Here is a 12,375-nt window from a genome sequence, read left to right as displayed (position 1 = left end):
GGCCCTGCGCCGCGGCCTCCGGCACGGATGAACCGGGGCTCCCCGCCGGGCGACCCCGGTCCTCAGCGCTCCTTCAGGCCTGTCCAGGGACGGCGACGCGAAGGTCGAGGATCTGTCGCGTATGCACGGGCACGTGGTCTTCGCCGAGGCCGTCGATCAGCTTCGCCAGCGGAATCGGCTGGTCCAGCACGAGCGCGTCGTTGGACAGGAGGAGCGACGGCACCAGAACGGCGGCGGCTTCCTCGTCGAGCCGATCGGCGATGTCGCACAGGATGCCGGCCTGACTCCGGACATGATCCGTCAAGTCCGTCCGGCCCCGGTGCTCGGCGATGATCCGGTCGAGATTCCAGCCGTCGAGGCAGATCCGATTGTCGAATGTGGGCCGTGAGCCGGAGACGACGCCCAGGGCAACCGCGGTGATCGAGGCGTCGACGCTGAGGAGATGAGCCAGTATCCGGTCGGCGTTCCATCCTCCGTCGTCCGCCTTGCCGAGGTCGGGGTGGGCCGCCGCGTCGAGGAATCCGTCGTAGGCGCCGCGAAGTGTTGACGTGTCCATGGCGTACTTCCCTTCAGTCGGGGCGTGCCGAACCCGAATCCCGCTCCGCGGCCTCAGCGACGCGTTTGATGTTCGCGAGCCGCCGGTCCCAGTCGGCCGCGAGCGAGGCCATCCACCGTGCCGTCGTGTCCAGCGCCGCGGGCCGCACCGCGTACCGCACCTCGCGTCCGACCCGGCCGCCGGAAACCAGCCCGGCGGCGTCCAGGACGGCCAGGTGCTTGACCACTGCCTGCCGCGAGACGGGAAGCCGGTCGGCGAGCGTCGTGGCGGTGGCCTCCCCCTGTGCGGCAAGCAGATCAAGCAGCCGACGTCGGGTCGGGTCGGCCAGCGCACCGAGGACGCCGTCGACGACCTCGGCGCCGCCGCGGCAGCCGGGAGAAGCCCCGCGGCCCGGCCCGGCACCGGCTGCCGACGGTGAGGTCGAACCCGTTGATCAGGCCGGCGTGTCAGGAGTCGGGGCCGCTGCCGGAGCCTTTCGCATACGTGGTTCTCCGGGGAGGAAGGTCACCTGCGGGGCGCCCGTGCGCGGATGGGTGGCGACTTCCGCCTCCACTCCGTAGACGTCGCCCAGGAGCTGCGGAGTGAGGACCTCGGAGGGTGGGCCGGAGGCGGTGACCTCGCCCTCGTGCAGGACGTAGAGGCGGTCGCAGTAGTAGGCGGCCAGGTTGAGGTCGTGCAGGGCGAGCAGGACGGTCGTGGGCAGACGGCGCAGGATGCCCAGCACGGACAGTTGGTGGCGGATGTCGAGGTGGTTGGTTGGCTCGTCCAGGACCAGGAGGGCGGGCTGCTGGGCGAGGGCGCGCGCGATGAGGACGCGTTGACGCTCGCCGCCGGAGAGCCGGTCGAAGGGGCGGTCCGCCAGGTGGACGGCGTCGACGGCGAGGAGTGCGGAGTCGACGAGGTCGGCGTCCTCGGCGGTGTCACCGGCCAGGAGCCGTTTGTACGGGGTGCGGCCCATGGCGACGACCTCGCGGACGGCCAGGTCGAAGTCGGCGGCCGCGTCCTGGACCACCGCCGCCACGGTGCGGGCGAGTTGCCGTACCGGCAGGGCCCAGGCGTCGCCTCCGTCGACCCGGACCCGGCCGGTGTCGGGGCGCAGGACGCGGTAGACGGTGCGCAGGAGGCTGGACTTGCCGCTGCCGTTGGGGCCGACGAGCCCGATGGTCTCGCCCGGGCGGGCGGTCAGGGAGACGTCGCGCACCAGGTGGCGGGCTCCGGCGGTGAGCGTGACGCCGTCGACGCTCAGCTCGGTCGCGGTCATGCCACTCCTCGGTCGGTGCCGCGCCGGGCGTCCCGGCGCATCAGCCACAGGAAGAACGGCCCGCCGCACAGGGCCGTGAGCACGCCGACGGGTATTTCCGTCGGCGCGGCGATCGTCCGCGCGGCGATGTCGGCCCAGATGAGGAAGACCGCTCCGCCGAGCGCCGCCGTCGGCAGGACACGACGGTGGTCGCCGCCGACGAACAGGCGCACGACGTGGGGCATCATCAGGCCGACGAACCCGATCGGTCCGGCCGCTGCCACCAGCACGCCCGTGACCAGGGAGAGCAGGACGAACAGCCGGGCGCGGAAACGCGCCACGTCCAGTCCCATCGTGGTCGCCGCCTCCTCGCCGGCCAGCAACAGGTTCAGGTTGCGGGCCTGCACCATGAGAACGCCGATGCCGAACAGCAGGGCCGTGCCCGGCAGCCACAGCGTGCCCCAGTCGACGCCGCCGAGCCCGCCGAGGGTCCAGGCGAGGACCGCGCGGGCCTCGTTGCCCCGGTCAGTGGTGAGCAGCAACAGATCGAGGACGGCGGTGAGCACCGCCGCGATCGCCACCCCGGACAGCACCAGCCTGGACGAGGTGATGCGTCCGCCGGTGCGGGCGGTGGCGTACACGAGCAGGAGCGCGCCCAGTGCACCCGCGAAGGCGGCCACCGACAGGGAGGCCGGTCCGAAGAGGGTGAACCCGAACACGATCACGGAGACCGCGCCGAGCGACGCCCCGGAGGAGACGCCGAGCAGGTAGGGCTCGGCGAGCGGGTTGCGTACAAGGGCCTGCAGGGCGGTGCCGATCACCGCCAGACCGGCGCCGGTGACCGCACCGAGCAGCACCCGCGGTGCGCGTACGTCCAACACGATGGTCTCCCGGGCCCGCGACCAGCTCGGATCCTGCCAGTCGGCTCCCAGCGCGTGCGTCACGATGCCCCACACCTGGCCGGGCGGCACGTGTACGGAGCCGATGGCGAGGCCCGCCGTGGCGGAGGCGACGAGCAGGGCGGCGAGGACGAACAGCACGACGGCCAACCCGGTACGGGCCGCTCCTGGCCCGGTCTTGTGCGGTTGAACCGTCCGCTCGGTGGGCGTGCCGGCGGCGGCCTGGGTCACCGGAAGCTCTCCGGGTGCAGCCCGCGCGCCAGGTCCTCGACCGCGTAGGCCGACCGGATGCCGACCAGAGTGGCGGTCAGTGGCAGGACGACGAACCGCTTGTTCCTGACGGCGGGCACGTCGGCGAGCGCGGGCTGGGAGAGCAGGAACTTCTTCTTGGCCTCGACGCTTCCGGCGCCGGCGTAGTCGTAGACGGCAATGACTTCGGGCTTGCGTTCGACGACCTGCTCCCAGGAGACGTCGCCGAAGACGTCGTCGAGGTCGGCGAAGACGTTCTTGCCGCCGGCCAGCCGGATCAGCTCGGTGCCCAGGCTCTTGCCGCCCGCGGTGAACGCGCTCTTGTCGCCGCTGTCGTAGACGAAGACGGACACCCCGGGCTCGTCTTCGACCTCGGCGGCGGCCTTGCCGACGCGGCTCTGCAGGTCCGCGACCAGCTTGTCGGCCCGGTCCGGGACACCGAAGATCTTGCCGATGGTGCGGATCTCGTCATAGGTGTCCTTCATCGTCACCTGCTTCTTTCCGCAGTACTCGCGGTTGAGGTAGGTGTCGATTCCGGCACCGGCGAACGCCTTTCGGGAACGGCCCTCCTTCTCGGCGAAGGCGCTGCCGTAGCCGCCGTAGACGAAGTCGGGTTCGGCATCCAGGATTTTTTCGAACGACGGTTCCCTCTCGGCCAGTTCGGGGATCGCCTCGTACTCCTTCTTCAGCTCGGGCAGGACGGCGGAGTCGGGGTAGGCCGTGCCGACCATGCGGGTCTTCAGGCCGAGGGCGAGCATGAGTTCCGCCGGGTGCTGGTGAATCGTGACCACCCGTGACGGCGGCTTGTCGTACGTCGTCTTCACGCCGCAGTTGTCGATGGTGACGGGGAAGCCCGCGGGCACGGCGGTGGTCGCCTTCGCGTCCCCGCCGTCGTCGTCGGAGGAACCGCAGCCGGTGGTCAGCAGCACGGAGGAAAGGGCCACGGCGGTGGCCGCGGCACGAAGGAGCCCGCGTGTGCGGGCATGGGGGAACAACTGGGACACGTGAAGCCTCCTGGAGTCCGCGCTCCTCGGATCGGGCCCGCGACGGACCAGTGTCCTGACTCCCGGATCGACGTTCCCTCCGCCTTCCCGCGCGGTGCGCAGTGGCATGTCGGAGGGGCGCTCCCCGGTCACAGTGGCGGGACCGTGCCGGATTCGCACCGGCTTCCTGTCTCCCGTCGCGGCGATGACCAGGTGATCCTACGTTTCCCCGAGTCGACGGCGAAAGGCGGACGGGACCGGCAGACCCATCCGTCGGCCACGGCCCCGCACTCCCGGGAGACCGACTGACGGCCGGCACCGGGCGAGCGGGCCCGGCGTCCCGGGATGGGAAGATGACCGGCGACAAGGCGACGGCGGAACGAGGAAGCCGGTGTGAATCCGGCGCGGTCCCGCCACTGTGATCGGCGAGCGCGTCCCGACGGGCCACTGCCCGGCAGCGGGTGGGAAGGCCGGGGTGCGCGCGACCCGAGAGCCAGAAGACTCACGCGGTCGCCTCCTCGACGGACCACCGGGGCGGATCTCCCCGGAGAGAGGGAGGGCACCGCATGCCCGCAACGCCGACCGGACGAAAGACCGACGACGCGAGGACCCGGGCGGTGGCCGCCCCCGTGCCGTGCCGCGTCGTCGTGTGCCGCGACTGCTGCTGCGGCAGCCCCAAAGTGACCGGCGTCGACCACGCGGCCCAGACCGAGCGGCTGCGCGCCGCGGTACCGATACGCGTCTCCGACTGTCTCGACGCCTGCGACCACGCCAACGTCATCGTCGTCCAGCCCTCCGCCCGGGGCCGTGCCGCCGGTGCCCGGCCCGTCTGGCTGGGGCTGGTCAACGACCCGGACGCCACCGAGGACATCGCCGCCTGGGCACGCGCGGGCGGACCGGGCGTCGCGCCCCGACCGGACATCCTCGACCTGTACGCCATCACGCCGCCGCGACGGCGTACGGCCCCCTGACCGCGCGGACGGAGAGTCGGAGGGAGGACAGAAGCCGTGCACGGAGCCCGCGCCTCAACTGCGTCCGTCGACGCCGCCCTGGACGACGTGGCGAGCCTCGGCGGCTTCTCCGCCCTCCGGGTCGGCGGCCCCGACGGCGGCCGGCATCCGGTCGCCCGCTCCTACGCGGCGGGTTCCACCGATCTCGCCGCCGCCGTCGCACGCCGTCACCGCACCCCGGAGCCGCGGACCGAGGTCTCCATCGCCCAACCCGGTCATGCCGCCCGCCTCTGGTCGGGGACCATGCCGGCGTTGACGAACAGCAGGGTCGGGGCCGGCAGCGGGGCTTACAGGGGAAGAAGGGCGAGTGGCCGGGCGGGGTGGCGCGGGCCGAGGAAGACGACGATGCCCTTGCCGTCGGGAGACGGATGGGTGACCTGCGTCCAGCCCTGGCGGCGGTAGAAGGCCATGGCCTGCGTGTTCTGGACGGAGGTCAGCAGCCAGGCACGTCCGTCGGGCGCGTGCGCAGTCACTGCTTCAAGGAGGTCCGCGGCGACACCGGTGCCGCGGGCGGTCGGACGGACGGCCAGTTCGTCGATTTCCAGGGCGCCGCACAACCAGTCCGCGGTGTGCGCGGGGCCCAGGCCGACGGCGGCCTGGGGATAGCAGCGGTCGGTGGGGAAGGGCGTCGGGGTGGTCCACGCGGTGGCGAAGCCGATGGCCTCCCCGTCGCGTACCGCGGTCGCAGCGGTGAAGCCGGGACGGGCCGCGTTCGCCGGCAGCCGGGCCGCGAACTCCGTCGCCCGTTCCTCCTCCTCGTTCCAGGGCGGGGCGCAGAAGGCGTCGACGTAGACGGAGCGCAGCGCGTCGGTGTGCGCGAGCAGTTCGGCCCCCGTGTGGACGCGGATGCCGGTGGTCATCAGGCGGCCACCGCCGTTCCCGCGGCGACCGGGTGCAGGGCGGCGTACTCCAGCGGCGCCGACGGGTCGATGGACACGTCCAGCGGAGCTGGTGCGGCGCCGGCGCGTACGAGGAGGTCGCCGACGGCGGCGATCATCGCGCCGTTGTCGGTGCACAGGCGCAGTGGCGGTACCCGCAGCTCGATGCCGGCCGCCCGGCAGCGCTCCTCGGCGAGCGAGCGCACCCGCGAGTTCGCGGCGACCCCGCCGACCACGACCAGGGTGCGCACGCCGTGCTCCTTGCAGGCGGCGACCGCCTTGCGGGTCAGTACGTCCGCGACGGCCTCCTGGAGCGAGGCCGCGCCGTCGGCCACCGGCAGCTCACGTCCCGCGTGACCCTCCGCCCAGCGGGCGGCGGCGGTCTTCAGACCGGAGAAGGAGAAGGCGTACGAGCCGGGCAGCGGGCGCGGGAAGGGGACAGCGCGAGGGTCCCCCGCCCGCGCCGTCCGGTCGATGGCCGGACCGCCGGGATACGGCAGCCCGAAGACCCGCGCGACCTTGTCGAAGCACTCCCCGGCCGCGTCGTCCAGCGTGTCCCCGAGGTGCGTGATCCGCTCTCGGGCGAGGTCGCGGACGAGGAGCAGGGAGGTGTGGCCGCCGGAGACGATCAGCACCATGCACGGGTTCGGCAGCGGGCCGTGCTCCAGCGTGTCGGCGGCGACGTGCCCGGCGAGATGGTGCACCCCGTACAGCGGGACGCCGAGCGCGTAGGCGATGCCCTTCGCACCGGCCAGACCCGTCTGGAGAGCGCCCGACAGCCCGGGGCCGGTGGTCACGGCGACCGCCCCGACGTCGGACAGCCGCAGCCCGGCCTCGTCCAGTGCCTGCCGGACGACCGGACGCAGCGCGTGGAGGTGGGCGCGGGCGGCGATCTCGGGCACCACCCCGCCGAAGCGGGCGTGCTCGTCCATGCTCGACGCCACCGCGTGCCCCAGCAGCCGCCCGCCCCGGACCAGGCCGGCGCCCGTCTCGTCGCAGGACGACTCGATGCCCAGCACCACCGCAGACCCCATCGACCGACCTTTCTGCACTATGTAAGTTGTTGCGAACAGTGTGCAACAAGATCGGGCCCGATGTGTACCCGAACGGTTCTGTGCAGGTGGCCGACCCGTGGAGCTTTCGACCGATGGCCTCCTCGACCCGACGGCTCCAGCCGTCACCTCCAGCAAAGACGATTCGTGGGAAGGCGCCGGTCTGGGGGTTGATGGCACAGGCGTTCAAGCCGGACACCGCCCAGCCGTCGCCACCGGCCTGCCCTTGAGGAACACCTCGGCCTGGACGATGTCGGTGTCCGGCCCGACCGGGTCCTGGCGCCGTTCGGGGCGAGGGCGGCGACGACGGTGAGCTTGCGGTGGGCGGACGAGTGGTGTCCGGAACCGACCGCCAACCGGTGCCGGCGAAGCCTCCGGGATTGCCGTCCGTACGGGCCGTCCGGCCGGGCAGGGAGGCTCGTCCGTGTCCATGCCCGTCGTGCTCGCGGCCATCCCCGGGCGGACGGCCCCGGCACACCTCGCGTACCGGTGACTTTCACGCGAGCGCCACCGGACCCTTCCCTGACGTTTGCTGCTCCTGGAACACTCCTTTCGCGCGCAATCCGTCATCATCCGGCACCGTCCGGCCGGTTGACCCCCCAAGCCGAGAGGTCCCCCACCCCCATGGCCGAAGTGAACCGGCGCCGATTCCTCCAACTCGCGGGCGCCACGACCGCGTTCAGCGCCCTGTCCGCGAGCATCGACCGGGCCGCCGCGCTCCCGGCGAACCACCGCTCGGGATCGATCGAGGACGTCGAGCACATCGTCGTCCTGATGCAGGAGAACCGTTCGTTCGACCACTACTTCGGCAGGCTGCGCGGCGTCCGCGGCTTCGGCGACCCGCACCCGGTGGCGCTGGACGACGGCCGCTCCGTGTGGCACCAGCGCAAGGCCGACGGCACCGAGGTGCTGCCGTTCCGTCCGGAGGCCGACGACCTCGGCATGCAGTTCCTCGAAGGGCTCCCGCACGGCTGGCCCGACGGACAGGACGCCTACCACGACGCCAGGTACGACCGCTGGCTGCCCGCCAAGGGCACCACCACCATGGCCTACCTGACCCGCGAGGACATCCCCTTCCACTACGCGCTCGCCGACACCTTCACCGTCTGCGACGCCTACCACTGCTCCTTCATCGGATCCACCGACCCCAACCGCTACTACCTGTGGTCGGGACACACCGGCAACGACGGCAGCGGCGGCGGCCCGGTCCTCGGCAACGACGAACGCGGCTACGACTGGACGACGTACCCCGAGCGCCTGGAGGCGGCCGGGATCTCCTGGAAGATCTACCAGGACACCGGCGACGGACTGGACGCCGCCGGCGGCTGGGGCTGGATCGACGACCCCTTCCGGGGCAACTACGGCGACAACTCCCTGCTGTACTTCAACAAGTACCGCGACGCGCGGCCCGGCGACCCCCTGTACGACAAGGCCCGCACCGGCACCGACGCGAAGAGCGGGGACGGGTACTTCGATCGGCTGCGCGCCGACGTCAAGGCGGACCGGCTGCCGGAGATCTCCTGGATAGCCTCCCCGGAGGCGTTCTCCGAACACTCCAACTGGCCCTCGAACTACGGCGCCTGGTACATCTCCCAGGTACTGGACGCGCTCACCTCCAACCCGGCGGTGTGGGCGAAGACGGCGCTGTTCATCACGTACGACGAGAACGACGGCTTCTTCGACCACGTGGTGCCCCCGCTGCCGCCGAAGTCCGCCGCACAGGGCCGCTCCACCGTCGACGTCGCCCTGGACGTCTTCGAGGGCAGCGCAACTCACCGCGAGGGCTTCTACGGGCTGGGCCCGCGCGTGCCCATGCTGGTCGTCTCGCCCTGGAGCACGGGCGGGTTCGTCTGCTCCGAGACCTTCGACCACACCTCGGTGATCCGCTTCATGGAGCGCCGCTTCGGCGTGCGCGAACCGAACATCTCGCCCTGGCGGCGTGCCATCTGCGGCGACCTGACCAGCGCCTTCGACTTCTCCCGCAAGGACAGCCGCCCGGCCCGCCTGCCGGACACCGACGCCTACGAGCCGCCGGACCGCCAACGCCACCCGGACTACCGTCCGACGCCGCCCGCGGAGCCCGGCATGCCCCGGCAGGAACGCGGGACGCGTCCCTCCCGTCCGCTGCGGTACGACCCTTACGTGGACGGTGCGGTGGACGCGGCGGCGGGGAAGTTCACCCTCGCCTTCGCCTCCGGTGCCAGGGCCGGCGCCGCCTTCCTGGTCACCTCGGGCAACCGCACCGACGGCCCCTGGACGTACACCACCGAGGCCGGCAAGGACATCGCGGACACCTGGAACTCGGCCTACTCCGGCGGCTCCTACGACCTGACCGTGCACGGCCCGGCCGGCTTCCTGCGGGTGTTTCAGGGCCCCAACGAGGCCGCCGGGCCCGAGGTCACCGCGCGGCACCACGGCGACGACCTCCGCCTCACCCTCACCAACGCGGGGACCGGCACCGTCCGGCTCCGGATCGCGAACGCCTACGACGGCCGCTCCCGGACCCTCGCCGTCCGCCCCGGCGCCACCGTGCACCACACCGTCGACCTCGCGCGCGGCCGGCGCTGGTACGACGTGACGGTGACCTCGGAGGCCGACCCCGCCTTCCTGCGGCGCTTCGCCGGGCACGTGGAGAACGGCCGGCCGGGGGTCAGCGACCCGGCGCTCGTCACGGACTGAGGGCCGGACCCGGAATCAGAGCCGTGTGAGGTGCCCCGGCCCCGGCTGCCGGGGCACCAGCCCGGGCAGCGCCGGGCCGGGTCCCTCCGGCTCCGCTTCCGGCCCGGCGGGCACCGGACCCGCGAGCGCCGGTGCGGCGGTCCCGGTCCGCCCCGGGGCCGCCCGGCTGAGCTGGAGCACCCCCCAGGCGGCCAGCGCCGCGCCGGTCAGCGCGAGGAGCACCCCGCCCGCGCCGCCCCTGAGCCGCTCCCCGAGCAGGGACAGCCCGATCACGGCGGCGGCCACCGGATTGGCGAGGGTCACCACCGCGAGCGGGGCGCCCAGACCGCCCCGGTACGCCGTCTGGGACAGCAGCAGTCCGCCCGCCGCGAAGGCGGCCACCAGCACCGCCACGCCGATCACCTGGACGCTCAGCAGCGGACCCGAGCGGTCGGTGACGGCGACCGTCACGGTCTGCGTGAGCGCCGAGGCGACACCGGACGCGATGCCGGACGCCGTCGCGTGCCGCAGTCCCGGCCGGGCGCCGGGCCGCGACAGCACGCCGATCAGCGCCGCCGTCGCGCCGGACACCGTCAGCGCCTCCGGCACGCTCAGCACGTCGTCCGGCGCGGGCCCGGACGCGGTGAGCAGCAGCGCGCCGAGACCCAGCAGCGTGAGCCCGGTGCCCCGCCACTCGACCGCGCTCACCCGCCGCCCCGCCAGCCGCGCCCCCAGGGGTACCGCCGCCACCAGGGTGAGGGCGCCGAGCGGCTGGACCACGGTGAGGGGACCGTACTTGAGCGCCACGACGTGCAGCAGCGCGGCCGAGGCGTTGAGCGCGACCGCCCACCACCAGGCGCCCGAGGCCAGCATCCGCAGCGGACCGGCGCCGGAGGCGCGCGAGGCCAGCCGCTCCTGGGCGACGGCCGCGGCGGCGTAGGCGCAGGCGGAGACCAGGGACAGCAGGGCGGCCACGAGGGCGGCGTTCACCGGCCCGCCCCGACCAGCTCGGGCCGCTCGCCCGACGACCGGCGCCGGGCCTCGGGCCGCCGGTGGGGCAGGGCGCACCGCGGCCGGTGCGGGAGCCGGAGCACCGTGAGCGCGAGGCCGAGCAGGGCCCCGGCCACGACGACGTCGAGCCAGTAGTGGTTCGCGGTGCCCACGATCACCAGCAGCGTCGCCAGCGGATGCAGCAGCCACAGCCACCGCCACCGCGTCCGCGTCGCGACGATCAGGCCGATCGCCAGCATCAGGGCCCAGCCGAAGTGCAGCGAGGGCATCGCCGCGAACTGGTTCGACAACGAGTCCGTGCGCGGCGGGCCGTACACCGAGGGACCGAAGACCCGGGCCGTGTCGACCAGGCCGGCGGCGCCCAGCATGCGCGGCGGGGCCAGCGGAAACAGGAGGTGCAGCGCCAGCGCGGCGCCGGTCACGGCGGCCAGGACACGGCGGGCCCAGACGTAGTGCGCGGGCCGGCGCAGATAGAGCCAGACCAGGAAGGCCAGGGTGGCCGGGAAGTGGACGGCGGCGTAGTACGTGTTCGCCACGTGGATCAGCGTGTCGCCGTGCAGCAGCAGGGACTGCACCGTGCCCTCGTCGGGCAGCCGGAGCACCCGCTCCCAGTCCCACACGTGACGGGCGTTGCGGAAGGCCTCGGCGGTGTGCCCCGTCGCCAGCTGCCGGCCGAACTTGTACAAGAGGAAGAGGCTGGCCACGAGCAGCAGCTCGCGGACGAGTGGTGGACGCGCGGGCGCATCCGGCCCCGCTGGTGCAGGCTCGCTGCGGGCAGTCATCCCCCGGCCCCTTCGCTGACGGTGGTGCGTGCGGCTCATCGGGTACGGGGCGTGTGACGGTTCTCATCGATACGACCTCGTTCCGATACGCCAGTGTACCGATACGGTGGTGTACCGGTACACTGGCGTATCGATAGACATACGACACACTGGGTGCGGAGCCGGACGACGGTGTCGGTGCCCGGGGGAGCGCGAGCGAGAAGGAGCAGGGCCGATGACGTCGCAGGACGCGGACCGACCGGACACGGTCGGCACTTCGCGCCGCTCCAAGATCACGCCGGAGCGTGAGCAGGAGTTCTTCGACGCCGTGCTCGACCAGCTCCGCACCTGCGGCTACGACGCCGTGACCATGGAGGGCATCGCCGCCAGCACCCGGTGCAGCAAGTCCACGCTCTACCGGCAGTGGAAGACCAAGCCCCAGTTCGTGGCCGCCGCACTGCGTTCCAACAGCCGGGTGCGCTTCGCCGACATCGACACCGGGTCGCTCGCCGAGGACCTGCGCCGGGCGGCCGCCGCCGCGGGCGCCGGGGCGGGCAAGGACACCGGGCTGCTCCAGGCGCTCGGCCACGCGGTCATGGAGGACCCGGAACTGAAGTGCGCGCTGCGCGAGGCGCTCGTCGAGCCGGAGATCGCCGCGCTCCGGGCGATCCTCGCGCGCGGCGTGGCACGGGGCGAGGTCCCGGCCGGCCATCCGGCGCTGGAGTACGTGCCCGCGCAGCTCTTCGGCATGCTGCGGATGCGTCCCGTCCTGGAGGGCGAGCAGGCCGACGCGGCGTACCTCGTCCGGTTCGTGGAGGCCGTCGTGCTGCCGGCGCTCGGCCTCCCCTGAAGACTCAGGCCGCCGTCCACGGGATGACTGGACGGTGGCCTGCCCGCGCCGCACCGTGGGGACGGGGGCGGCGCGCACCCCCGGCCGGGGGGGGGGGGGGGGGGGGGGGGGGGGCGCCCCCCCCCCCGGGGGGGGGGGGCCCCCTTTGGGGGGGCGGGCCCCCCCCCCCCCCCGACCGTTCTCCGGCCGGGCCGGCCGGACGGTCCTCCCGGCCGCACCTCGGCGGGG

14 protein-coding genes and 2 riboswitches are annotated in these 12,375 nt (G+C 73.2%); of the genes, 4 read left to right on the top strand and 10 right to left on the bottom strand.

Annotation, left to right across the window (positions count from 1 at the left end):
* Positions 1-73: 73 nt before the first annotated feature.
* A complete protein-coding gene (locus ACIQFU_RS32665; protein WP_402556421.1) occupies positions 74-556 on the bottom strand; it encodes a hypothetical protein in 483 nt (160 codons plus the stop codon).
* A gap of 13 nt (positions 557-569) precedes the next feature.
* Positions 570-860, bottom strand: coding sequence for an ArsR/SmtB family transcription factor (locus tag ACIQFU_RS32660; protein WP_402556459.1), 291 nt, complete (start codon positions 858-860; stop codon positions 570-572).
* On the opposite strand from ACIQFU_RS32660, the gene ACIQFU_RS32655 reads away from it, so the two are divergent.
* Positions 771-974 (top strand): hypothetical protein, encoded by a 204-nt coding sequence (locus ACIQFU_RS32655; protein WP_402556419.1) that lies wholly within the window; start codon positions 771-773, stop codon positions 972-974. The two genes, ACIQFU_RS32660 and ACIQFU_RS32655, sit on opposite strands and share 90 nt — an antisense overlap.
* 15 nt (positions 975-989) lie before the next feature.
* On the opposite strand, the gene ACIQFU_RS32650 is transcribed toward ACIQFU_RS32655, so the two are convergent.
* The 3 genes from ACIQFU_RS32650 to ACIQFU_RS32640 are packed head-to-tail and all read right to left on the bottom strand — an operon-like array spanning position 990 to position 3,939.
* Positions 990-1,817 (bottom strand): ABC transporter ATP-binding protein, encoded by an 828-nt coding sequence (locus ACIQFU_RS32650; protein ID WP_402556417.1) that lies wholly within the window; start codon positions 1,815-1,817, stop codon positions 990-992.
* Positions 1,814-2,926, bottom strand: coding sequence for a FecCD family ABC transporter permease (locus ACIQFU_RS32645; protein ID WP_402556415.1), 1,113 nt, complete (start codon positions 2,924-2,926; stop codon positions 1,814-1,816). Before ACIQFU_RS32645 ends, ACIQFU_RS32650 begins: the two co-directional genes overlap by 4 nt.
* Complete coding sequence (locus ACIQFU_RS32640) at positions 2,923-3,939, bottom strand: ABC transporter substrate-binding protein (protein WP_402556457.1); 1,017 nt, start codon at positions 3,937-3,939, stop codon at positions 2,923-2,925. The genes ACIQFU_RS32645 and ACIQFU_RS32640 overlap by 4 nt, the downstream gene beginning before the upstream one ends.
* A 57-nt stretch (positions 3,940-3,996) precedes the next feature.
* Positions 3,997-4,118, bottom strand: a riboswitch (cobalamin riboswitch).
* 187 nt (positions 4,119-4,305) lie between these two features.
* Positions 4,306-4,431: riboswitch (cobalamin riboswitch) on the top strand.
* A gap of 62 nt (positions 4,432-4,493) precedes the next feature.
* Between ACIQFU_RS32640 and ACIQFU_RS32635 the strand changes: the two genes are divergently transcribed.
* Positions 4,494-4,898 (top strand): (2Fe-2S) ferredoxin domain-containing protein, encoded by a 405-nt coding sequence (locus ACIQFU_RS32635; RefSeq protein ID WP_402556413.1) that lies wholly within the window; start codon positions 4,494-4,496, stop codon positions 4,896-4,898.
* Between the two features lie 54 nt (positions 4,899-4,952).
* Here the strand turns inward: ACIQFU_RS32635 and ACIQFU_RS32630 are convergent, their stop codons facing one another.
* From ACIQFU_RS32630 to tsaD, 3 genes are all read right to left on the bottom strand, one after another.
* Positions 4,953-5,156: a hypothetical protein gene (locus ACIQFU_RS32630; RefSeq protein ID WP_402556411.1), complete on the bottom strand. Its 204-nt coding sequence runs from the start codon at positions 5,154-5,156 to the stop codon at positions 4,953-4,955.
* A 68-nt stretch (positions 5,157-5,224) separates the two neighbouring features.
* On the bottom strand, positions 5,225-5,797 hold the full coding sequence (locus tag ACIQFU_RS32625; protein ID WP_402556409.1) for a GNAT family N-acetyltransferase: 573 nt from the start codon (positions 5,795-5,797) through the stop codon (positions 5,225-5,227).
* Complete coding sequence (gene tsaD, locus ACIQFU_RS32620) at positions 5,797-6,849, bottom strand: tRNA (adenosine(37)-N6)-threonylcarbamoyltransferase complex transferase subunit TsaD (protein WP_402556407.1); 1,053 nt, start codon at positions 6,847-6,849, stop codon at positions 5,797-5,799. Before tsaD ends, ACIQFU_RS32625 begins: the two co-directional genes overlap by 1 nt.
* 642 nt (positions 6,850-7,491) lie before the next feature.
* Between tsaD and ACIQFU_RS32615 the strand changes: the two genes are divergently transcribed.
* Positions 7,492-9,546, top strand: coding sequence for a phosphocholine-specific phospholipase C (locus ACIQFU_RS32615; protein WP_402556406.1), 2,055 nt, complete (start codon positions 7,492-7,494; stop codon positions 9,544-9,546).
* A gap of 15 nt (positions 9,547-9,561) precedes the next feature.
* Here the strand turns inward: ACIQFU_RS32615 and ACIQFU_RS32610 are convergent, their stop codons facing one another.
* Both ACIQFU_RS32610 and ACIQFU_RS32605 read right to left on the bottom strand, forming a co-directional pair.
* Entirely contained in the window at positions 9,562-10,515 is a 954-nt protein-coding gene (locus tag ACIQFU_RS32610; RefSeq protein ID WP_402556404.1) for a hypothetical protein, read from the bottom strand.
* On the bottom strand, positions 10,512-11,318 hold the full coding sequence (locus tag ACIQFU_RS32605; RefSeq protein WP_402556402.1) for a phosphatase PAP2 family protein: 807 nt from the start codon (positions 11,316-11,318) through the stop codon (positions 10,512-10,514). Before ACIQFU_RS32605 ends, ACIQFU_RS32610 begins: the two co-directional genes overlap by 4 nt.
* 214 nt (positions 11,319-11,532) lie before the next feature.
* Here ACIQFU_RS32605 and ACIQFU_RS32600 point away from each other — a divergent pair, with 214 nt between their 5' ends.
* Positions 11,533-12,147 carry a TetR/AcrR family transcriptional regulator C-terminal ligand-binding domain-containing protein gene (locus ACIQFU_RS32600; protein WP_402556400.1) on the top strand — a complete coding sequence of 205 codons (615 nt, stop codon included), beginning with the start codon at positions 11,533-11,535 and terminating at the stop codon, positions 12,145-12,147.
* The last annotated feature ends 228 nt before the right edge of the window (positions 12,148-12,375 follow it).

The organism is Streptomyces sp. NPDC093065 (assembly GCF_044754585.1).
Lineage (GTDB): Bacteria > Actinomycetota > Actinomycetes > Streptomycetales > Streptomycetaceae > Streptomyces.
This window is presented reverse-complemented; position numbering and strand designations above follow the sequence as displayed.